This is a genomic window from Bacteroides sp. OF03-11BH, from assembly GCF_003604005.1.
Lineage (GTDB): Bacteria > Bacteroidota > Bacteroidia > Bacteroidales > Bacteroidaceae > Bacteroides > Bacteroides ovatus.
On record NZ_QTMW01000064.1, the window covers coordinates 1 to 23727 of the forward strand.

The window sequence follows — 23727 nt, forward strand, 5'->3', positions numbered from 1 at the left end:
TTACAAACGAGAATATAGTAAAAAATATAATGCGTCTGCCCTGTCATCTTATAAGGTGATATTGGTCACTTTGCAATGTGCCTATTGTCCCATTGTAACGGGACGACTTACCGGCTGCATAAAAAAACTAATCTCTGCACTGAAAACCCTTAATCTTTGCACTGAAAAGTCTTAAGTACAAGATTGAAAAACTAGTTTGTTGCAGTATGATGATATGACAATGCCTCAACTATGGCATCACATTTACCGGAATCAGCCGTACCTCACTATTCAAGCCGGAGGGTAATGGACTCCAATGTCCATAATTGGCCGGACGATAGTTCAAATCAACAATATTGATTTCTTTGAATTTGCGCCACTGCACTCCCTGCCTGTCTAATTCTGTAATTCGATTCGCAGGGAGATTCGTGACTTCTATCTCGATGTGGTTTTTTCCGGGTTTTAAGAACTGGCCCACCTTTAGTTGATAAGGCACTGCCCATGCGCATCCCGCTTCCTGTCCGTTGATGCGGACACGGGCACTTTCGCGTACATCTCCCAAATCAAGAATCCAGTCGTCGGCCTGCAAAGTCGGCAATTCGATGTCTAAGGAATAAACACCGGTTCCCATGTTCGTTTGGGCTGCCGGATGATCGATATGGGTCCATGAACAGGGGCGATCTATATCAAATGTTCCTTGAATTTCCGGTTTGCTTTCGGCGAAGTGTAACTTCCAACCATGATCCAGACGAAGACTGAAAGGTTGCTCTTTGACATACTTCCACGGTTTGGATGCCTGCAAAGGTTGTTGATATGTTTGCAGAATGAACGATTCACCGGATTTTAATTGCAGATAGACTTGTGTTTTTCCGTTTGCCTGTCTTACCTTAGCTTCACCACATTCTCCGGTCATGGGATTGAAGAGAGCGGCTGCGGCTGCATTCGTTCCCAATGTGATCCAACCGTCCACTCCTTTATTTTGCAAGGAAGAGATGAAATAGTGGTGTCCCGTATCATTCACTCTTCGGATCGCTTGTAGTCCGAATTTGGTTTTCATTTCTTCGGGAGAAATATTGCAGCTGGCCAATGTGCGTGCATAATCCGTTCCTGTGATAATCTTCCCCTTTCCGATTGGAGTAACGGTTGTTTCCGAGAAAGAAACAGCCGGAAGTTGCCGGAGCGTACGCTGGTAACTTTGGCGTTTTTGTTCCAACTGACCGTATCCCGGTACATCTGTCGGATAATTTTCGAGGAATACGATAGTAGCTCCCTGTTTGGCCAGTTCATAAAGATGTGCCAATACATCACTCGGCATTAGGTGTGCAGCAGGCACTACCAATGCTTTGTAGCCCGTTCCGCCTGAAGTAACCAACTGTCCGTCTTTGAAACGTGTACTGCGAATAAAGTTATCGGAAATATAATCCCCGTCATACCCGCTGTTGTTGATGCGATGGATAGCGTCGATAAACTTAGGAGCCAGTTTATCCATGTGGTGTATCGTGAATAATAACAATCGTCCCGGTTGCTCATTCCACATATCATATACCGGAAGATAAATCAGGAAATCATTATCCGGCCGTCCCATTTGCAGAAAGCTCTGGCAACGGGTGATATAGTTGAAGAACGAAGGGGCATCACGCCAAATACTGTTTGTCGGACTCATATTGATAGAAGCGTAGAACAACCATCCGGGCCATTCGGCTTCTTTCGGAGAATACGGAGTGCCGTGGAAAAACATGTGATTGACTCCGGAAACAAACATCAAATCCATATCCGGTTTACATTGCGACAGGGAAGTACGGAAATGCTCCGTCAGCCATGTAAATGTCTCGGAAGAAGTATACGTTTTTCCTGCAATATGAGCTGCCGAGGAGGCATATTTCAGCATAGACAGGTCCGAATCATTCTTTTTGGTCAATGAGTCCTGACGCAATCCTTCGATGTGGAACTGCGACAGTCCGAAACCTTCACATTCCGGAATATCCACGGAAGCATAGATATCAATCAGATTACCGGGCGAACCATGTGCCTGATTACGGGTGATACTACCGTTTTTGTGTGCCCAGTCTGTCCATTGATGACTGAAGTTCTCCAATAAGAGGTCGGAAATGGTTTCCCGGTAATCCGACACGATACGTCTGCTAACTTCCGGACGGTTTTTATCCAGGAATTCGGGGAAATGTTCTTCCAGTTTATACCCCCGTCTACGAGCGAACTGTTCCAGGAAATCATCCGTCCAGTCAGCTTGATAAACTTCGTATGAATCGTTGAAGAAAGTATGTGGATAACTTGTCTTGCTACTTTTGAAAGCACGGTCAAAGCGGGAAAGATAATTTTTTACCGCCTTTTTTGAGAGATGATTCATCACATAGCCTTCTCCTCCCGGAGCTGCCCGTTTCACTTTCTGCCTTGTTTTTCCGATGTAAAGAGCGATCACTTTCCATTTGCCGGCAGGCGCTTTCCATTGCAGTTTGTCTTTTTTGACGTGAGCAGTCAGGTTGATACATTTGCCTTTCTCATCATATGCCATCACCCGGCTTAGTACAGAAAATGGTTGTTGCTTGGGATCGGTCACATTAATATCCTGTTCAATCTCTTTGCCGCCCTCTATTTCGTATGTCTGGAAGATAGCCTTGGTAGCCGCATCTTCTATACTAACTTCAGGTCCGCCAAAAGGCCATCCGGTTCCGGTATTCATATCAATCTCAATACCCGTACGTTTTCCTTCCGTTTGTGTATGCTTAAGCATTTCCATCCAGCGGGGAGAAAGGAACTGAATTTCATTCGCGTCATTGCCTTGCACCCCATAGATAGGAGTAATTTCTACTGCTCCCATTCCGGTACGTGCGTATTCTTCCAGATTATACGTCAGATTCTTTTCGTCTACGGCACTTCCCATCCACCACCATCTGGCGCCGGGACGTGCTTCCACCGGAGTGTCCGGCCATTGTTGTGCTTGTATTACTCCACCTGCGGCGAGCAGGCAAAGAACTATCAATTCTCTTTTATTCATCATTCTTTCGGTGTGTTATAGTATTCTATATTTTCTGCGTCATCAGTTACAAAAAGCGGTCGTCCGTCCGGCTGTTCAAAGTGGAAGCGGATGCCGTCGAAGGTAATGTTCCGTGCGTGGCGGATATAAAACCCTTTGGCGGGAATAGTGCCGAACATCCAGGGTTCGGGGTATACTTTCTCCTGTTCGGGCGGAATACGTTTGCCATCCTCTTCGCTATATCCTCCTTTATAATAGAGGTGAATATTCCGAAAAGTTACGTCCTCAATACATGCACCCGGCACTCCGTTGATGATAGAAGCATACCGGCTGTCGGCATTCCATACATTGATATCGCTGATAAGAATACGTTTCATGGTGCCTACAGGAGTACCTTCAGGACTGCGCATACGTGCGCCCAACCGAAGGAAAATAGGCGCGTTGACTATATTTCTCATTGTAATATTACTGATTACAATATCTTCCAGATGTCCTCCGTCTACCGTTTCCAATGCCAATCCACGGCAATGTTCAAAGATACAGTTCGTAATCGCAATATTGCGGAAACCTCCACTACTTTCTGTGCCGAGTTTGATGCGTCCCGTACGGAAACCATGATCGGGAGCCTGCGGTTCGTCCAACTGCCAAGTGCCGTCCATTACACTGCCTTTGTCAAAGCCGCTGACATAACAATCACTGATCGTCACATTTTCCGTATCTTGGAAGCGTCCTAATCCATAAGAGGCTTTCAATACAATGGCATCATCCCAGGGGGAGTTCACCGTGCATTGGCTGATACGTACGTTCCGGCAGCAATCAATATCAAAGCCATCCCGGTTGGTGTCTACTTTCAGATTCATAATCGTCAGATGATCCACTCCGGTAGCCAACAGGGCGAAATGCCCGCAATGCAGCATGGATAAATCTTTCAGGGTCACATTTCTGCAATCTTTCAGGCTGATAGCCTTATTGCCTACCCCCGGTAGGCGACTCTCTTCACGGGTCAAGCCTTTGCCATAGATTAAGCCGGGACCACTGATCGTAATATTCTCCAGTCCGATTCCCCAAATTAAAGAGTTTTTCCAATGGCTGTGACCGAAATCCTGATACTTATTATGTTCATTCGGTTCGGCGGTATCATATCCTTCCTCTTTTCCGGGAAAGGCGGCAATGATACGGGTGCCCTGTTCCAAATAGATATGAATGTTGCTTTTTAACCGGATGGAATAACACGCATATTCTCCCGCAGGTAGATATACTGTGCCTCCTCCGGCCTGTGCGGCCGCTTCAATTGCACGATTGATGGCAGGCGAATCAATCGTTTTCCCATCCGCTTTGGCTCCGAAGTCCATTACATTATAAATGGCTGCATGTAGATAGATGCAACCTATTAACAGACTGAATAATAAATAGATCCTTTTCATTTTTTGTCGATTTTGGCAAAAATATCCGGTAACATATAGTAGTTGTAATCCGCTTTTTCATTCTGTTCGTAGAAACAGAAGTAAAGCCGGAAAGGCTTGCTTCCTTCGTTTCGCGAAGAAGCCGGGGAGAGACTGCAACGTCCGGCCAGTACAGGGCGGTCGGTTCGTTTGCCTGATTCGTAAAGCATCAGGGGAGTTGCATCCTTATGTCCGTCACTCAAGCGAATATCATCGGTAGGAGTGACAGCCTGCAGCGTCCGTAATTGCATACTTTCTCCGTAGTAGCAAGTGAAGGCTTGTCCCTCCACGCTGAATACATTGATGTCCGAATCCGGTTGGCAATCGCCGAAACTCCAAAATAGGGCATCGGCTTCCGGAGCAGAGGCGACTTCTACTTCCAGAATAAATCCACGACTATCGGGCAGTGCTTTCCATTGGAAGGATACTCCCTGTATCTTTTCTTTAGGTTTTAGCCAGTGGCTTTCATTTCCTTTTGATATGCCCAACCGGAAAGTGCCGGCAGGTGGCGTCAGTGCTTGTGCTTGCGCATCAATGAGCAAGATTCCCAGCAGTACGATGGTCAGGAGATGTCTTAACATAGTTGAAGTTGATATTACTTTGTTCGTTCTCTTTTAGTTCAATGACATTCTTTTCTTCTGTCTTTAATGTAATTTCAGACAAGTTGAAATTCTTCGTATAGCAGATTTTGCCCGGTTTGTCGGTCTGCGCTTCGATGGCATAAAGATAGAAATTTTCCAGACGTAACGAGTCATTCCATCCCGAAGCGGAGATAAATTCGTCCACATTTTCCGCTTTTACCTTTGATACGTAGACATTGCGGAAACGCGGATAACCTTTTTCGGGAGGCGTTACCGGAGTCAGCATGATTCTCCAGTGTTCCGGGATTTCTTTCCCTTCATACTCTTTGGGTAAAGTGCTGTAACTGTAACTGGGGTTCCAGTTCAAGTCTGCCGCCAGCACGTGACGGACGTTTTCCGCTTTTACTTCGGTCATATAAATGTTTTCGATTGTCCCTCCACGGTTCATGGCGCTTTTCAACCGCAGCACGGCGGAGGTGCCGATTGCTTCCAGATTATATCCCAATACATTCCGTATGCTACCGGAAGTTTCGCTTCCGCAGGTGATAAGTCCGGCACCTTTGCGGGCGATGCAATTGCGTATGACCACATTTTCCGTAGGAAGGTTCACCCGCAGTCCGTCTGCATCCCGTCCCGATTTGATACAGATATTATCATCGTTACAGTCTACATCGCAGTTTTCGACCAAGATATTGCAGGAAGAATCAATGTCGATACCGTCCGTGCTCGGACCGTGTCCACCTATATTGTTGTTGATGGTCAATCCGTCTATCGTGCAATAATCGGAGTAAAGAATCTGACATCCCCAAAAACCGGTACGCATCAGGGTAAATCCTTTCAATGTAATGTCCGAGCTACGTTCTATGAGGATGCCCCGTACCCGTTTGCAGTCATAATCCACAATCCAGCGCAATCCTTTTGCTTCGTATTCTTTCCGCATTTCCCAATATTTATCCCAAAATACTTTTCCCCGGCAGTCCAGCGTTCCTTCTCCGCTGACGGAAGCGTTCTTTTCATTGACAATGTTGATAACTGCCGCGGGCCATGTCATCTCGATTCCTGCAATCCGTGAGCGGAATTCGGGATAATGATGAATGTAAGGGCTGGCCAGTAAAGTCACCCCTTTGTCCAGTTGCAGGTTGACACCGCTTTTTATGAACAGTGCGCCAGTCTGATAATATCCCGGCTGAAAAACTACCGTTCCTCCACCGATGACGGCACAACTGTCAATTGCTTTCTGGATAGCTTCCGTGCTAAGCACCGTGCTGTCTGCTACTGCGCCAAAAGAATTAGCGGATAAAATTACATGGTTTCCGGGCATTTGCCGGCTGCCTACACTATCGGCCCATGACAAATCCGGTTGTTGCGGTACTTGCCCCCATTCGAAGCTGTTGTTTCCTGCCTGTTTAGCCGTTGGGGTGGCGCAAGCTGCTGTCAAAAGTGTGCCTGCCAATAGGAACAGGGGAAAGATGCTTTTGGTTTTCATATTTATCTAATGCCTGATTCTTAATACTTAATACCTACTACTTATCTCTTAATTTCCGTCCGGTTTTTCAATTTCCGTGAATGGTGATTCGTTCCAGTGGAAACCATTTACATCGTCCGGCTGTGCCGGATTATAGGACGGGTCTATTTTCAGGTGTTTAGCCAGTTCCGGTACGGCTTTCTTCATTCCTTCAATCACACATTGGGCTATTTGATAGGCTCCGTATGGATTGAAGTGGGTGTTATCCTCAAAAGCTTTGGTCTGTCCCGGATAAGTGCCTGCCGGATAGTGTACGAAAGCACGTTTCGACGTTTCTGTTCCCAAAGCTTCATAAAGCGTACGGGTCATCTCGTTGAGGTCGATCAACGGAACATTTTCTTTAGCTGCCAGCCAGCGCATGGCTTCCGGATAATCTTCGTGTGTGTCACGGATATGTCCGGTTGCGTCGAAACTCCGGCGTTGGGTGGGAGTGACCAGTACGGGGTATGCTCCCCGTGCACGAGCTTCATCAATAAATGTTTTCAGGCTGGTCATAAAAGAGTAATAAGCTCCTTTGCCCGGTCCTTTTTGCTTTTGGTCGTTATGCCCGAATTCCATGAAAAGATAATCTCCTTTCTTTATCTGGCTCAATGCTTTTTTCAAACGTCCTGCGGCAATAAACGTATTGGCTGATTCGCCCGATTCCGCATAATTGGCGATACAAACGTCCGTACCGAAAAAATGAGGTATCATTTGTCCCCAGCTTGCCCATGGCTCGTTGTCCTGGTCGACTACGGTACTGTTACCGCATAGAAAAACGGTAATCACCGACGGATCGGCAGGCTCGATGCTGATACTCTGGCATACGGGTGCATCGCCGTTAAATTCCAGCGTCAGTTTATCGTCCCAGTTCAGTTTGGCTTTTTCGCGGGGTTTGATACGTACGGATTCTTTTTCGGAAATGCGGGGGTTGCGTTTGTTGATGATAAATGTTTCATCTACGAATTGTCCCTTTTTAGTAGCGAGGTTATCAATGAACAGTCGGCGTGATTCGCCTCTTACTGTTGTCACCCCTGCCTGTTTCTTGCTTCCCAGGCGAACGGTTACTTGATAGTTACCGTCCGGCACGCGGACAGAAAAGAAGAAGGGTGCCTTGCTGCCTTTTTCGGGAGTAGCGACGAGATCATATCCATATCCCGTCTCCTCACTGTAGCGGGGAGCATCTGCCAACTGGTATGTTTGGGCTTTCTCCTGTGCATTGACACTTGCCGTAGCTAAGAGTAGCAAGCCTATGATCGTAGTTTTCATGTAAAATGATATTTAATGTATATTGTTTATGGAATTTAGGCACGGATTACACGGATTTCACGGTTTTTAGAATTACGCTTTTATAAAGCAACAGCGTAATCCGTGTAATTCGTGCCTGATAATTCCCATTTAGTTAATTTTCGGTTTGAGCTCGTCAGGAGAATCTTTGGTATAAGATTTCACATCTCCCGCCACTTTGGTGAATAATGCTTGTATTAGCTCCGGAGCTATCTTGTCTGCCGGACGGAAAGCATCCGAATTCATATAATTCAGGATTGCTTTGTGCATCTGGCGGGCAACGATTCGTTTTTCCGGTTGGGAAGTAATGTCCATACTGGTCATCATCAATTTACCGTTCAAGACCTTTGCTTCGAACAACATGCCGATTTTCCGGCTGATAAACCAAGTATCAATACTTTGAACCGTTGGTTGGAATGTTGCCGGGAAGTCGGTGAATTGCATCACCTGCGCTTTGTTCAGCAGTTCCCACCATTGAAGGTTACTATGATATTCGGTAGGGAATTCGCGGAAAAGAGGGTGATATTCATTCAGGAAAATACCGGTTGTGTGCGGCGGACGCATCTTGAACCAGGAAGTATTCCAGAATACGGGAGTGAAGTATTGTTTGACTTCTTTGCCGTATTGTATCTTTCCGGCAGCCGTAATCAGCACATTTCCTCCGTCTTGTAACACAGCCAATGCCTTGGCGTCCAAGGTGTCGGTGGTATATACTGTTCCTTGTACCAGTTCCACTTGTGCCGGATATACCCAGAAATCCCAGTCGTTTACGGCATCACAGCCTTCGATACGTACTTCCAGATTTAGTTTCTGCGGTGTATCGATTCCTTCCAGAGTCATATCTACACTACCCAGAGAATAAAGATTTCCGATGGGAATGTGATGGGTGCCGACAGTTCCATGAGCATATACTTTTCCGAATTTATCCTTAATGGTATATACTGTTTTTGCACTTTCTAAGGGAGCAGCTCCGAAATGAGATACTTCAATGTCGGCATGGAATGTTTCATTGTTGGCATATACAAATTTAGGAATACGTGCCAAAAGTACGGTCGGACTGCAAAAGCGTCTGAACTGTTCTGCGTTGATATATCCTTTTTCTTCAAAGAACACGTCCAGTACACCGACTAATGCAGTTCCCTGGCCGGAATAATCATTGAGAGCCAGCAACTGGAATCCCGCATAGTCCGGAGTACGCAAGGTCTTTTCAATCTCATGTTTGTAGCAGAGTGCCTGCAATTTGCCCGAAGCCATCATAAAGTCGTGACTCTGGCTTCCCATGTGGTTATCGTTCAGAATATCCCGGAAGATTTCAAAGTTCTTCGCTTTGTTGACTCCGGTATATTTACGGATCTCATTGAAATTCGGGAATACGCACCATTGACCTGTTTCGTGTGATACATACGGTTGTTTCACCGTGTCGATTCTTGCACGATAATCCGATTCACTTTCCGGTTGCGCACCTGCCCAACTAAGTCCGCGTGCGCCGGCTTTCACATGATACTCATTGTGAGGTTGCCATTGCCAGCTGTTTCCAACGGAGGCTCCTGTGTATACACGACGCGGATCGGTTGCTTTCCAATAATCCACGAACTTGCTGACCCATGCCACCCAACGACCGGAAGGTTCATTGCCGCAAGCCAGCATGCAGTAAGAAGCGTAATTCCCATATTCCTTGGTCAGTGCAATGGTTTCGTCCATCAGGTATTTGTCAATCGGTTGTCCGTTACCCAGTCTCGGACCGTGGTTCGGCCAGCTCGGTCCTTCCGGTTGCAGATAGAAACCGACCAGATCGGCAGCGATGAAAGCTGCTTCCGGCGGACAGAAAGAGTGGAAGCGCATGTGATTCAGGCCATAGTTACGACAAATGCGGAACACCCGTTCCCAAGAAGCTACATCCATCGGCGCATAGCCTGTCAATGGGAAGTCACAGTTTTCCACCGTACCGCGAAGCATCGTTTTGCGACCATTTACATAGAACCATTTCCCTTCTATCTTGAAATCACGCATACCGAACTGTACTTGTTGTGTGTCAGTTTGCTTGCCGTTGGTTAATTTTGCCGTCAGTTTATAAAGTGCCGGACTGAATTCATCCCACGTCAGAAACTCTTTTCCCATCGGAAGTTCCATTTCCACCGGATTATCTCCCGGACGGATGTTGAAACTTTGATGTACGGGAGCCACTTTGTGCTGAATGTCCGTGTTAAAGCTCGCAGCGGAAAGGGTGATCTCTCCCTTGGTGGAAGAAGCAGACCGTATATTCATGCGAACCAGCGCTTTCTGATTGCTCAAATCGGGATATACCTGAATATCTTCTAAATGGACTTTAGGAGTAGCTTGTAATTCGATTCGTCCGACGATACCGTTCCAGTTACCTTGTGTCTGGTCGGTGATGCTGTGAGAATCTGGACCTACGTTGATTTCTTTGATTCTATTATCGATACGGATGGTAATCAGGTACGTTTTTCCGGGGGTGGTTGCAGCAGTCAGGTCATAGACATGGGGAACACAAAGACTGTTTTGCATACCAAGCTCCTGCTGATTTACCCATACAGTAGTTTCGATGTGCGGACGTTCCAGAAAAAGAGTGATTCTTTCTCCTTTCCAGTCAGCCGGAATTGTCACTTTCTTTTGATACCAGGCCACACCTACATAATGTTTGTCGGGAGTCAGAAAGAAGGGTAGCTTTACTTGTCCCTCTATCTTGTATTTTTCCATATATGGGTTGAAGTAGTAAGAACTGTCGTAGAGGCTTCCGGTCCATTGGGTACGGACGGTCACTTCATCTCCTTTCAGTTTTTCGGGCATGGAGCCGGGCAGGTTGATAGAATCGTCGAGGGATTTTTTGAACCATTGTTCCTTGACGCCGGTATCTTCCCGGTCTATCCGGAAATTCCATTTGCCGGATAAGCTGAAAGAGTGATTTTGTCCCGCTACGGTCAGTATGGAGATAAATACGATAGCAATACTTACTAAAAGTCGTTTCATGATATATAGAGTTGATATGTTTTTCATTCTTTTTAAAATCTGCCGCTAAAGTAGAGCTTTTTAAGGGTTTAGTAAATAGAAAGATGTACAGATACATAGAATATTGTATCAAAATGGACATCTAAAAGCGTTCGTGTACAAAACTACATGGATTTGAAATATTGTCCATGCTCTTTATCTTTGAGGAGGGGCGGAGATGCCTTATCTTTGCAAGGTAAACTTTTTAATCTTAATAAGGAACCATGAAAAAAGTAGTAATCTGGATAGCTCTAAGTCTTTGGTCGGTGATGACAGTCTTTGCCGGTGAGACAGCTTACCTCTTTTCTTATTTTATCAATGACAGTAAAGACGGACTGCATTTAGCATATAGTTATGATGGATTGAACTGGCTGCCTTTACATGGCGGACGTTCTTATCTTACCCCTGCGGTTGGTAAAGATAAATTAATGCGTGACCCCAGCATTTGCCAGTCGCCGGACGGAACTTTTCACATGGTCTGGACTTCCAGTTGGACGGACCGGATTATCGGATATGCCTCTTCACGCGATTTGGTTCATTGGAGTGAGCAACAAGCAATCCCTGTGATGATGCACGAGCCGGATGCACATAACTGTTGGGCTCCCGAACTGTTTTATGATGAACCTTCACAAACCTATTATATCTTTTGGGCAACTACGATTCCCGGCCGTCACAAAGAAGTGGCTACCAGTGAAAGTGAGAAGGGACTGAATCATCGTATTTATTATGTAACAACGAAGGATTTTCGTACTTTCTCAAAGACGAAGATGTTCTTCAATCCAGATTTCAGTGTGATTGATGCCGCTATTGTGAAAGACCCGAAGCGGGAAGACCTGATAATGGTAGTCAAGAATGAAAATTCCAATCCGCCGGAAAAGAATTTGCGTGTGACGCGTACAAAGAAGATAGAAAAAGGATTCCCGACCAAAGTATCGGCACCTATTACAGGAAAATATTGGGCGGAAGGTCCAGCTCCTCTTTTTGTAGGTGATACGCTTTATGTCTATTTTGATAAATACCGTGACCATCGTTATGGAGCTGTTCGTTCTTTGGACTATGGTGAAACATGGGAAGATGTGTCCGATCAGGTCTTTTTTCCGAGGGGGATTCGTCATGGAACGGCGTTTGCAGTGGATGCCTCCATTGTGGAGTCACTGATTGCCGACCGGAACTATAATCCGCTTATTCCCGATAATCTGGCGGATCCGTCTGTCTCCAAATTTGGTGATACCTATTATCTTTATGGCACTACCGATCTGGATTACGGACTTGGACGTGCCGGAACTCCTGTCGTATGGAAATCGAAAGATTTTGTGAACTGGAGTTTCGAAGGTTCCCATATCAGCGGGTTCGACTGGTCGAAAGGATATGACTACACGAATGATAAAGGTGAAAAGAAAAAGGGCTATTTCCGGTATTGGGCGCCTGGAAAAGTGATTGAGCAGGACGGCAAGTTTTATTTATACGTTACGTTTGTGAAACCGGATGACAAGATGGGAACTTATGTACTTGTAGCTGATCGCCCGGATGGTCCTTTCCATTTTACTGCGGGACAGGGGCTTTTGCCTCCCGGAGAAGAAGGAACAGATAGCCCGGCTGTCGTTGATGATATTGACGGAGAACCTTTTATTAATGACGATGGTTCAGGATATATCTTCTGGCGTCGCCGGAATGCGGGACGGCTTTCTGCGGACAGGCTTCATCTGGATGGTGAGCCGGTAGCTCTGGCAACAGCCCGCCAGGGATATTCCGAAGGTCCGGTGATGTTTAAGCGTAAAGGTATCTATTACTATATTTATACGTTGAGTGGTCATCAGAATTATGTCAATGCTTATATGATGAGCCGCGAGTCTCCTTTGACGGGTTTTGTAAAGCCGGAGGGGAACGACATTTTTTTATTCTCTTCTCCTGAAAATCAAGTGTGGGGATCGGGACATGGCAACGTGTTTTATGACGAGGGAACGGATGAATATATTTTTCTCTATCTGGAATACGGAGATGGCGGAACTACCCGTCAAGTGTATGCTAACCGGATGGAATTTAATGACGATGGAACGATAAAGACATTAATCCCCGATATGCGTGGTGTAGGTTATCTGGCTGCTTCCCAAGAGACCCGGCCGAATCTGGCATTACAGTCGCATTTTTATGCTTCCAGTGAGAAATCTCCCCGTACTTCCGTGGTCAATATCGAAACGCAACCCAATCAACCGTTGCCGGAAAAAGGTTCGGTGAAGAGCTATACCCGCACGCATACTTATCAGGCTACCCATGTAGCTGACGAATCGAATGGAACCCGTTGGATGGCGGCTGATACGGATAGCAGTCCGTTTATTACAGTCGATTTAAAGGAAATCCGTAAGGTCGGGGAGTGCCAGCTCTATTTTACCCGTCCTACTGAAGGACATACCTGGCGACTGGAGAAGTCTATCGACGGAAAACATTGGCAGATGTGTGCCGAACAAGGGAAAGTACAAGTATGCTCTCCACATATTGCTAAGGAGATAGGAGAGACACGTTATCTCCGTCTTCATATTCGTAGGGGAGATGCCGGTTTGTGGGAATGGAAAATATATGAATAACGTTTTATAACGCTAATAATCAATCGAATTTATGAAGTATATGGTAAAAAGTAAAATTCTGGCTACTTTCTGTGCCGGTCTATTAACCGTTTCTACCGGAATACAGGCAGCAGAGAGACTGGCAACCGGAACTCAACAGAAGCAAGCTCAAAAGACTGTAATTGAAACTTCTCCCTGGTTTGATGATAAAGACCTGACTTTGACGGGTGTCTATTATTATCCCGAACACTGGGATGAGAGCCAGTGGGAACGTGACTTCAAGAAAATGCATGAATTGGGATTTGAATTTACCCATTTTGCCGAGTTTGCCTGGGCGCAACTGGAACCGGAAGAGGGACGCTATGATTTTGCATGGCTGGACAGGGCTGTAGCTTTGGCAGCCAAGTATGATTTGAAAGTTATCATGTGTACTTCTACTGCCACTCCTCCTGTATGGATGAGCCGGAAATACCCCGAAATTCTATTGAAGAATGAGGATGGAACGATACTTGACCACGGTGCTCGCCAGCATGCTTCATTTGCTTCGCCTCTTTACAGGGAATTATCATACAAGATGATTGAAAAACTGGCGCAACATTATGGCAATGACTCCCGTATTATCGGATGGCAACTCGACAACGAACCTGCTGTACAGTTTGATTATAATCTGAAAGCGGAGCTTGCTTTCCGTGATTTTCTCCGTGCCAAATACAATAATGACATTCAACTTTTAAATAATGCATGGGGCACTGCTTTCTGGAGTGAGGTTTATTCGTCTTTTGATGAAATAACGCTTCCCAAGCGCGTACAGATGTTTATGAATCATCATCAAATTTTGGATTACCGCCGTTTTGCTGCATCACAAACCAATGATTTCCTGAACGAACAATGTCTGTTGATAAAGAAATATGCAAAGAACCAATGGGTGACTACGAATTATATACCGAATTATGATGAAGGTCACATTGGTGGTAGCCCCTCGCTTGATTTTCAAAGTTATACCCGTTATATGGTATATGGTGATAATGAGGGGATTGGTCGTCGAGGCTACCGGGTAGGTAATCCGTTGCGGATAGCCTGGGCAAATGACTTTTTCCGTCCGATACAGGGAACTTATGGTGTGATGGAATTACAGCCGGGACAGGTGAACTGGGGCAGTATCAATCCCCAACCTCTTCCGGGCGCAGTTCGTCTGTGGATGTGGAGTGTGTTTGCCGGTGGAAGTGATTTTATCTGCACCTATCGTTATCGCCAGCCTCTTTACGGCACGGAACAATATCATTACGGAATTGTCGGCACGGACGGAGTGACTATAACTCCCGGTGGAAGAGAATATGAGACATTTATAAAGGAGATTCGTGAACTTCGTAAACATAGCTCTTCCCGTGAAACCAAACCTGCCGATTACCTTGCCCGTCGTACAGCTATTCTTTTTAACCATGAAAACTCCTGGAGCATTGAGCGACAGAAACAGAACCGGACATGGGATACTTTTGCACACATCGAAAAGTACTATCGTACCCTAAAATCATTCGGAGCTCCTGTCGATTTTATTTCCGAAGCAAAGAACTTGTCCGATTATCCGGTCGTTATTGCACCGACTTATCAATTAGCTGATAAAGAACTGGTAGACAAATGGATCACTTATGTAAAGAACGGCGGAAACCTCATTCTGACTTGTCGTACGGCACAGAAAGACCGTTATGGTCGTCTTCCGGAAGCTCCCTTTGGTTCTATGATTACTCCGCTGACCGGAAATGAAATGAACTTTTATGATTTGCTGCTTCCCGAAAATCCCGGTACTGTTGTTATGGACGGAAAAGAGTATATTTGGAATACATGGGGAGAGATTCTGAATCCTCCGGCAGATGCTCAAGTATGGGCTACTTATAAAAACGAATTCTATGAAGGAAGTCCGGCTGTGACTTTCCGCAAACTGGGGAAAGGTACGATTACCTATGTAGGAGTGGACAGCCACAATGGAGCATTGGAAAAAGATATATTGAAAAAGCTATATGTACAGCTGAATATCCCGGTAATGGATTTGCCTTATGGCGTGACAATGGAATACCGGAATGGGTTGGGAATTGTATTAAACTATTCAGATCAGCCTTATACCTTCAACTTATCGAAGGGAGCCAAAGCATTGATCGGGACTACAGAGATTCCTACAGCGGGTGTATTTGTGTTTTCAGTGAAATAAGTGTTGAAAAGAATTATGTTACAATTAAATTATTTATTATGAGACTGTTGAACTATTGTTTTTTGATTGGAGGAATATTAATTGCTTCTTGTGTTGGTAATTCGAGTAATAAATCTCAAAATGATAAGAAAATAAATCCGGCGGATACTATTTATTTAGGAGATTTACGTGAAAAATTTGAAGGAGATTCTGTCTTTTTTGCAAAAGTGGCACCGGATCTGATATTGACAGATTATCAATATTTCTGGGCGGCAACAGAGTCAGATGCCATAGCCAATGGGTTAACAAAAGATTATTATAAGAAAGTAAAACAAGAAATTACTGCCACAAATGAAGCAATAAAGAAGGGAGTAATGAAAGGCGCTAATGTGAAACGAATTCCCGATTTTCAGAGTGTGAAATAGCTAAGAATGTTTTATCTTGGTATGTTGGATAATAGAGTAATGATATGATTAAAAGATATTTTCTAAGTTTAATAACTTGTACTTGTTTTTATTTGTTAGCCGCTTCTTTTACTTCGAAAAATGGCAACTATGAAGTGCTTAAAGTAACCGCTCCTTTTCCGATGCAACCTATTAAAGTGTTTATCTATCCTGATAAGGACTTTATAATTACAGACTTCGGTGCCGTCAATGGAGGAAGAGTAGATAATACAAAAGCAATTACTAGTGCTATTGAAGCGTGTAACCAATCCGGTGGCGGACGTGTTGTTGTTCCGGCAGGTACATGGCTGACCGGTCCCATTCATTTTAAAAGTAATGTGAATCTTTATTTGGAGGAGAATGCGGTTTTGAATTTTACGGATAATCCTTCTGATTATCTTCCGGCAGTGATGACTTCATGGGAAGGCTTGGAATGTTATAATTATTCGCCATTACTCTATGCTTTTGAATGTGAGAACGTGGCGATTACAGGTAAAGGGACTCTTCAGCCGAAGATGGATACCTGGAAAGTATGGTTCAAACGTCCTCAGTCTCATTTGGAAGCATTGAAGGAGTTGTATACAAAAGCTTCGACTAATATCCCTGTGATCGAACGTCAGATGGCAATAGGGGAGAACCATCTTCGTCCGCATTTGATTCATTTCAATCGTTGCAAGAATGTTTTATTGGATGGGTTTAAGATTCGTGAAAGTCCGTTTTGGACCATTCATCTCTATATGTGTGACGGGGGATTAGTGCGTAATCTCGATGTAAAAGCACACGGACATAATAATGACGGTATTGATTTTGAAATGAGCCGTAACTTTTTAGTGGAAGATTGCTCTTTCGATCAGGGGGATGATGCAGTAGTGATTAAAGCCGGACGTAATCAGGATGCTTGGCGGTTGAATACTCCTTGTGAAAACATCGTTATCCGTAATTGTCAGATTCTAAAAGGACATACTTTACTTGGTATCGGAAGCGAAATATCGGGAGGAATACGGAATATTTATATGCATGACTGTACTGCTCCGAATTCTGTGATGCGCCTTTTCTTTGTGAAAACCAATCATCGCAGAGGTGGATTTATAGAGAATGTTTATATGAAGAATGTAAAGGCAGGAACGGCTCAACGTGTACTCGAAATAGATACCGAAGTGTTATACCAATGGAAAGATCTGGTACCTACTTATGAAGAACGAATTACTCGTATTGATGGTATTTATATGGATAAGGTGACTTGTGAATCGGCAGATGCTATTTACGAACTGAAAGGTAACTCCAAACTTCCGGCTAAGAATGTAATGATTAGGGATGTAAAAGTAGGAGAGGTAAAGGAGTTCGTGAAGAAAGTGAATAATGTAGAGAATGTAGTGGAAAAGAATGTGACTTATGATAGGAAAGGGAAATGACCCTTTCCTGAAAGTAGTAGAAAATTTCATGCTATAATTTTAGTATAATGTAGTATCTTAGCAGCAAAATTGAAAACTTTATGCTAAGATGAAGAAATCCTTTTATTTATTACTGCTAATCACTCTATATAGCAGTATCAGCTTTGCTCAAAGCCTGAAATCTATATCTATTTTAGGCGATTCGTATTCAACATTTGAAGGATACCTGCAACCCGATACCAATAGCATTTGGTATTATGTTTCTCCGCGACAGCAAACGGATGTAACTTCCGTAAAGCAGACCTGGTGGCATAAATTCATCAAAGAGAATAACTGCCGCCTTTGTGTCAACAACTCTTTTTCCGGTGCAACGATTTGTAATACCGGTTATAATCAGGCTGATTATTCGGATCGTTCTTTTATTACCCGTATGGATAAGCTGGGATGTCCGGATATCATCTTTATTTTCGGTGCAACGAATGATTGTTGGGCCGGCTCACCGCTTGGGGATTACAAGTATGAAGGGTGGACCAAGGAAGATTTATATACATTCCGTCCGGCTATGGCATATCTGCTTGACCACATGATTGATCGTTATCCTAATGTTGAAATCTACTTTCTGCTGAACTCTGGTTTAAAGGAAGAGTTTAATGAATCAGTCAGAGCTATCTGCAATCACTATAACATTGATTGTATTGAACTGCATGATATTGACAAAAAGAGCGGTCATCCTTCGATAAAGGGGATGGAGCAGATTAGTGAACAGATTAAGATGTTTATGAGGAAGACGAAGTGAAAAACAACGGAAATATAAGAAATAATATTGCCACTTGCTACTCTTTGATTAGGAATACTATTTCAAAGAGTGCCAAGTGGCAATAAGTTTAGTTGTTTATCTTAATATCCCGGATTCTGCATTGCTTTCTTTTCTTCATTGCTTAGTGCAGAACCATTTGAATTGGTGATACCGTCCAAGAAGGCTTGGGGGATCGGACGATAGTAATGTTTCTCCGATTTGAATTCGCCAAGACCTCTGCTGGCACCGTCGTTGAATTTATGCCAGCGGGCGTCTAACGTCTTGGTACGTGCCAGATCTTCCCAGCGTTGCAATTCGCCACAAAGCTCACGGGTACGTTCATTTAATAGGAAGCACATCATTTTGTCAGCATTGGATGTACATCCCAGTTCGTTGTAGATAGGAGTGTCGACTGTAGAGTTATAAACGTCTGCCACACTATTTAATTTCATCGTAGTTTTGGTAGAAGCAGTAGTCTCCTGTTCGATATTGTTTGACTCATAATAGGTGTTTTCTTCCCAGTAAATAGCACCTTCGGAGGAGTGACCGCCTCCTTTCCCGGAACAATAAGGATTATTCTTATAAGCTTGTCCACCATCTACGTTCTTACTACGGTCTTCACCAGTTTTATAACCGGCACGTTCACGTAGTTTGTTCATCCATTCGACAGCTTTGTCATAATTGGCTTCACCTTTACGAATATATGCTTCGGCAACCATTAGTACATCATCTGCCGAACGGGCGATGATAGCATCGCGAGTACCGAATTGAGATGCGATGGAAACACGATAACCATCACGGAATTTAGATAAAGCTACTGAACGCTTGTGAGGTATGATATCGTAATAATTACCTGTTTTCTCATTTATATTCCAGCTGTGTTCCTGTCCTTTGAAATAGCGTACATATGTATACGTGTTACACATTTTTCCATCTTTCAAAACAGTATATGCCGGAGCGTTGGGATATTTCTCATAGCGATTGTCTCCCGGGTCATTCACGATGTATTTCATACCGAGTTCACCTCCACTGAAACGTTTGTCACCTTCTTTTACACCTGCCGGAGCGTATGGCATATCTTCTGCTGTCCAGGTGGGAGCACTTTTGGTTTCGTTGGCTCCATAACAGGTGATGAATGATTTCCAGAAACGAGAGTCATTGACACGGTCAAATACCTGCATGGTATACTCTGTAGCACTTACGTATGAGAATTCACGTCCTCCGGAGATGTCACGTTTACATCCACCTATATCATTACCTTGGTATACGGCCGGATAATAAAGATGCATCTGGTTTCCATAACGTCCCCATGTTGATTCATCATTAGAGAATTGAGCTGCTAGAATCACTTCACTTACTTTTTCATTGGCTCCGTTCGGCTGTTCATAGTCCCAAAGTTCTACATAATCATTACACAACGGATGTGCGTCTACAACTTCCGAACCATATTGAATAACAGCATCGAGGTCGGATGCTATATAATTACTATTCCAATCGCTGTACAATTCGGAGGCACGGAATAAATGTGCTTTTGCAAGGAAATGGGCAGCAGCATATTTGTTAATTCGTCCGATTGATTCACCTTTATCCGGAAGTAGTCTGTAGGCTTCTCCAAAATCAGATATAACCTGTGTGTATATTTCTTCAGCAGAATTCCGTGTAAAATATGTTTCCGCGCTTGTAGACGGAACTAATTTCAACGGCACACCACCAAATTGCTTCACTAATTCGAAATAAGCATAGGCTCTTAGAAAGTGTGCTTCTCCCAAGCGTGTGTTGTATGTAGGTGAACTTTGGTTATAATATTGAGGTATGTTTTGGATCAATATGTTTGCGGGTTCAACCAGTCCGTAGTAATTGTCCCAGATAGGTTGGTTAGCGGCATTTTCAGATGAATTTAAATCTTGACTATAGTGATTCCATGCTGGAATAACATTATTAGCATCAGTAAATTCATCTACTCCCATGTTGTAGCACTGAATCCCCCATATATAGTTGAATTTGAATTTCAGTTTCTGATAGGCTCCAGTCACTAATTCATCAAGACCTTCTTGTGTCTTAAAGCGGTCGGTACTATATTGAGTTGTTAAATTCTCATCAAGGAAAGATTCACTGCACGAAGTGATCGAGCTTCCTGTTATGCTGGCTATTAAAGCAGCAAATAATATTCTATTTAATTTCATAATGTCTTTACTTTAATTTGTTTATTAGAATCCGATGTTGACACCTATTACAAAACTCTTCAAAGTGGTAGGTGAACCAAATGTTTTGGTATTATTGTCATAATTTACCAAGTCTGTATCCAAAAAGTCACATGCTTTATAGATATTGAATGGGTTCATGGCTTGAACATATAGCTTCAAATTATTGATACCCAAGTTCTTTAATTGTTGTGGGGTAAAGTTATAACCCAATGAGATATTACGAACTTTGATGTATGAGCCATCCTGATAGTTCATTGCGCTGTTAAAGGCATCGGCTCCTTCACCGTTGGAACCGGGTGAATAGTATTTTGCATTCTCATTTGTACCGGCTACCCAATAGTCTATTTTACGCTGCATATAGCGACCGTCAAGAGTAACAGCTCCCTGTGGAACAGTAAATCCCCAACGTGATAAAATAAAGAAGGATAGCTCAAAATTCTTATAGCTGAAAGTGTTACTCCATCCACCTGTCCAGCGTGGACGTGTGTGACCTACAATTTTTTTATCGTCATTGGCATCTATTGTATCATCATTATTTAAATCTTTCACTTTGATTTGTCCCGGTTTACGTCCGTATTTGGCAGCTTCTTCGGCTTCTTCTGTTTTCCAGATGCCATCATATACCCAGTCGTAATAAACACCGATTTCCTCACCGACAAACCATTTATTGTTCACATCTTCTGTTCTACCATTAGACAATTCGTCGATTCTGTTTCTATCCATTGACCATGTTAAAGTAGTGCTCCACGAAAAATCTTTTGTTTGTATAGGTATTGCATTTACTTGTAGGTCAATACCATATCCGGATGTTTTACCTACATTGGCATAAGTAGAAACATAACCCGTTAGTGAAGGAATTGACATTTCTAGTAACAAATCATCAGTTTTCGTTTTGTATGCATCGATACTACCAGTAAGTCGGTTATTAAAGAAACCATAGTCAACACCGACATTGTATTGTGTAGTTCTTTCCCAGCCTAGAGTTGGATTAGCCATTTTGGCGGGTTCCTTCTGTGAAGGATCTGAAGGTACATAGCCCAAGGATGACTCATTCTGTCCCCAGTTATAGTATAAGCCTGTGATAGCGCCTTTAGTTGCATATGCTTTGATTGCCGCATTACCTGTAACACCCATACCTATACGAAGTTTCAACTGATTCAGCCAACTGATGTCTTTCAGGAAATCTTCCTGATCCATTCTCCATGCGATAGCAGCAGAAGGGAAACTTGCCCATTTGTGCCCTTCGGCTAATTGAGAGGCGCCGTCCCAACGCATAGATGCTGTCAATAAGTACTTATCTTTATAACCATAGTTTAGACGAATCATATAAGATGCCATTTGAGTCTCGGTCAGACCTGTGCCAAAAGAGTTTAGTGTACCGGCAGATCCTATATTATACCAGAGCTCATCTGATGAGGCTACATTAGTAGCTCTCATATCTCCCATCTCGTAATGGTAGGCAGAAGCGGATTGCATCAATGTCATGCCTAAATTATGTTGACCCAGGGCTTTGTTATAATAGATCAGGTTATCCAATGTCCATGCACGTTTTTGTTCGTTCTTGTATTGTGCGCCATTGTTACCATCTCCATTAATACCATCTGCTGCATTAGCGACTCCTAAAGTGTAGAATTGGAATTCAGGACCAAACTGAAGACGATAAGATAAGCCTTCCAGTGGTTTCCAGATTTTACCGAAATCAATTTGCGAATACAAACTGGCAGAAGCACGGAAAGTGCGGCGTTGGTTGGTGTTGTAGTCTAATTCACGAATAGGGTTGATGATATTTACATCCCCACTCGGATAACGGACATATTCACCGTTTTCGTCATAAGGTACTGTCCACGGAATCATACTTCTTAATGCGCTATAGAAATCACCCGAACCGGTTACAGACTTGGAGAAACTATATCCATAGTCTTGAGTGGAATAAGATGCATTAATTGAAGATCCCATTTTGAACCAATTGACAGGAGTCACATCAAATGAGGTTTTTAACGTATAACGTTCATATGCTTGCCCTGGTTGTGTACCTTTCTGATCCAAATAACCGAATGAGGCATAGCCTTGGAATTTGTCAGACCCTCCGGATGCACTTAAGGTATGTTCGTGAGTGATCCCCGTCTGTTTACCGTGCGAAGCCCAGTCATATGATCCTACTAAAGATGGATCGTAGACTCCATTTACCCATGCTTTTTCGATGTTTTTCCATGAAGCAGTTACGCTACCAAATGCAGCTTTATCGGCTTCATAAGTTGGAGTGGCAGAAGCATAAGAACCTGCATTGTATTTGGCTAAGCGGGCATAATCCAACCATTCGGCGGCAGACATCATTTCTGTAACATCGTGTAGCGTTTCAAAAGTGACAGTACCGGAATAGTTTAGGGTCACTTTACCTTCTTTTCCTTTTTTGGTAGTTACAAGAATCACACCGTTGGCACCACGTGAGCCATAAATAGCTGTGGCTGAAGCATCTTTTAAAATGTCAATAGCTTCAATGTCGGAAGGATTGATATTTTCAATGCCTCCATTTTGAATTACCATACCGTCTACCACATACAGTGGACCCTGTTCCGCATTAATAGAGCGTTGTCCACGAATATTAATGTTGCCCACCTCTCCGGGACGCTGACTGGATGTAATATCTACACCGGCTGTTTTACCTTGCATCCCTTCTAGTGCATTTCTTACAGGCATTGCTTTCAGTTCTTTTTCACCTACGCGAGCCATAGCACCGGTTACGTCACTTTTTTTCTGTACTCCATAGCCTACAACTACTACTTCGTCTAAGGTCTCGGTATCTTCTTGAAGAGTAATTTTAAAGTTGGTATTTCCTGCTACGGATACTTCTTGTTTTTTATATCCTATATAAGTGATAGTGATTGTACCTTTGGTTGGTACATTGGAAAGAGAAAACTTGCCATTTAAATCAGTAATTGTACCATTAGTAGTACCATTAACCAACACACTGGCACCAATAACCGGTTCTCCGGTAAAATCTGTAACTGTGCCCGAAATTGTCTTATTCTGGGCATAAGATTCTACTATTAAAAAGGAGAACAAAGTGAGAAGAAATAGCCGTCGGATAGTATCCTTATAGGCATACAGGTGATTACCTTTTTGGTTGCTTTTCATACTTTAATTATTAAGTTATAAATATTGGTTTATAGATCCTTTATTGTTGATTTATCTTTTTATCCTCTAATGAAGACTCTTTGTTTCTTTTTATATGGATATTCCTGTAACGTAGTACTTTATAGAGGTTTAGTAGTATAATATATTGTATGATATTAATATATTTACATAGCGTATTTATTATAGAGTTAAACAAAAGTTAGATTCTCTTTTTAAACATAACT

General features: G+C 43.4%; 13 protein-coding genes. 5 read left to right on the top strand and 8 right to left on the bottom strand.

What is annotated here, in order from left to right; all coding sequences use genetic code 11:
* Positions 1-229 precede the first annotated feature (229 nt).
* The 6 genes from DXA54_RS25605 to DXA54_RS25630 form a co-directional block, all read right to left on the bottom strand.
* The gene (locus tag DXA54_RS25605; protein ID WP_008650738.1) at positions 230-2995 is read right to left on the bottom strand and encodes a glycosyl hydrolase; all 2766 of its coding nucleotides are present in this window, start codon (positions 2993-2995) and stop codon (positions 230-232) included.
* On the bottom strand, positions 2992-4395 hold the full coding sequence (locus DXA54_RS25610; RefSeq protein ID WP_004309132.1) for a glycoside hydrolase family 28 protein: 1404 nt from the start codon (positions 4393-4395) through the stop codon (positions 2992-2994). The genes DXA54_RS25605 and DXA54_RS25610 overlap by 4 nt, the downstream gene beginning before the upstream one ends.
* Positions 4392-4994, bottom strand: coding sequence for a DUF4450 domain-containing protein (locus DXA54_RS25615; protein ID WP_004309133.1), 603 nt, complete (start codon positions 4992-4994; stop codon positions 4392-4394). Before DXA54_RS25615 ends, DXA54_RS25610 begins: the two co-directional genes overlap by 4 nt.
* On the bottom strand, positions 4945-6480 hold the full coding sequence (locus DXA54_RS25620; protein ID WP_004309134.1) for a glycoside hydrolase family 28 protein: 1536 nt from the start codon (positions 6478-6480) through the stop codon (positions 4945-4947). The genes DXA54_RS25615 and DXA54_RS25620 overlap by 50 nt, the downstream gene beginning before the upstream one ends.
* Before the next feature lie 48 nt (positions 6481-6528).
* Complete coding sequence (locus DXA54_RS25625; protein WP_004305254.1) at positions 6529-7767, bottom strand: rhamnogalacturonan acetylesterase; 1239 nt, start codon at positions 7765-7767, stop codon at positions 6529-6531.
* 129 nt (positions 7768-7896) lie between these two features.
* Positions 7897-10773: a sugar-binding domain-containing protein gene (locus DXA54_RS25630; protein WP_032847388.1), complete on the bottom strand. Its 2877-nt coding sequence runs from the start codon at positions 10771-10773 to the stop codon at positions 7897-7899.
* Between the two features lie 242 nt (positions 10774-11015).
* Between DXA54_RS25630 and DXA54_RS25635 the strand changes: the two genes are divergently transcribed.
* The 5 genes from DXA54_RS25635 (at position 11016) to DXA54_RS25655 (ending at position 18164) form a co-directional block, all read left to right on the top strand.
* Positions 11016-13373 (top strand): family 43 glycosylhydrolase, encoded by a 2358-nt coding sequence (locus tag DXA54_RS25635; protein WP_008650744.1) that lies wholly within the window; start codon positions 11016-11018, stop codon positions 13371-13373.
* Positions 13374-13404: 31 nt separating this feature from the next.
* Positions 13405-15555 carry a beta-galactosidase gene (locus tag DXA54_RS25640; protein ID WP_004305251.1) on the top strand — a complete coding sequence of 717 codons (2151 nt, stop codon included), beginning with the start codon at positions 13405-13407 and terminating at the stop codon, positions 15553-15555.
* Between the two features lie 38 nt (positions 15556-15593).
* Positions 15594-15959, top strand: coding sequence for a hypothetical protein (locus DXA54_RS25645; protein WP_004301557.1), 366 nt, complete (start codon positions 15594-15596; stop codon positions 15957-15959).
* Positions 15960-16003: 44 nt separating this feature from the next.
* On the top strand, positions 16004-17389 hold the full coding sequence (locus DXA54_RS25650; RefSeq protein ID WP_008650747.1) for a glycoside hydrolase family 28 protein: 1386 nt from the start codon (positions 16004-16006) through the stop codon (positions 17387-17389).
* A gap of 88 nt (positions 17390-17477) precedes the next feature.
* Complete coding sequence (locus DXA54_RS25655; protein WP_008650749.1) at positions 17478-18164, top strand: SGNH/GDSL hydrolase family protein; 687 nt, start codon at positions 17478-17480, stop codon at positions 18162-18164.
* A 101-nt stretch (positions 18165-18265) separates the two neighbouring features.
* On the opposite strand, the gene DXA54_RS25660 is transcribed toward DXA54_RS25655, so the two are convergent.
* Both DXA54_RS25660 and DXA54_RS25665 read right to left on the bottom strand, forming a co-directional pair.
* A complete protein-coding gene (locus DXA54_RS25660; protein WP_004301560.1) occupies positions 18266-20347 on the bottom strand; it encodes a RagB/SusD family nutrient uptake outer membrane protein in 2082 nt (693 codons plus the stop codon).
* Positions 20348-20371: 24 nt separating this feature from the next.
* Entirely contained in the window at positions 20372-23503 is a 3132-nt protein-coding gene (locus tag DXA54_RS25665) for a SusC/RagA family TonB-linked outer membrane protein (protein ID WP_008650753.1), read from the bottom strand.
* Positions 23504-23727: the final 224 nt, after the last annotated feature.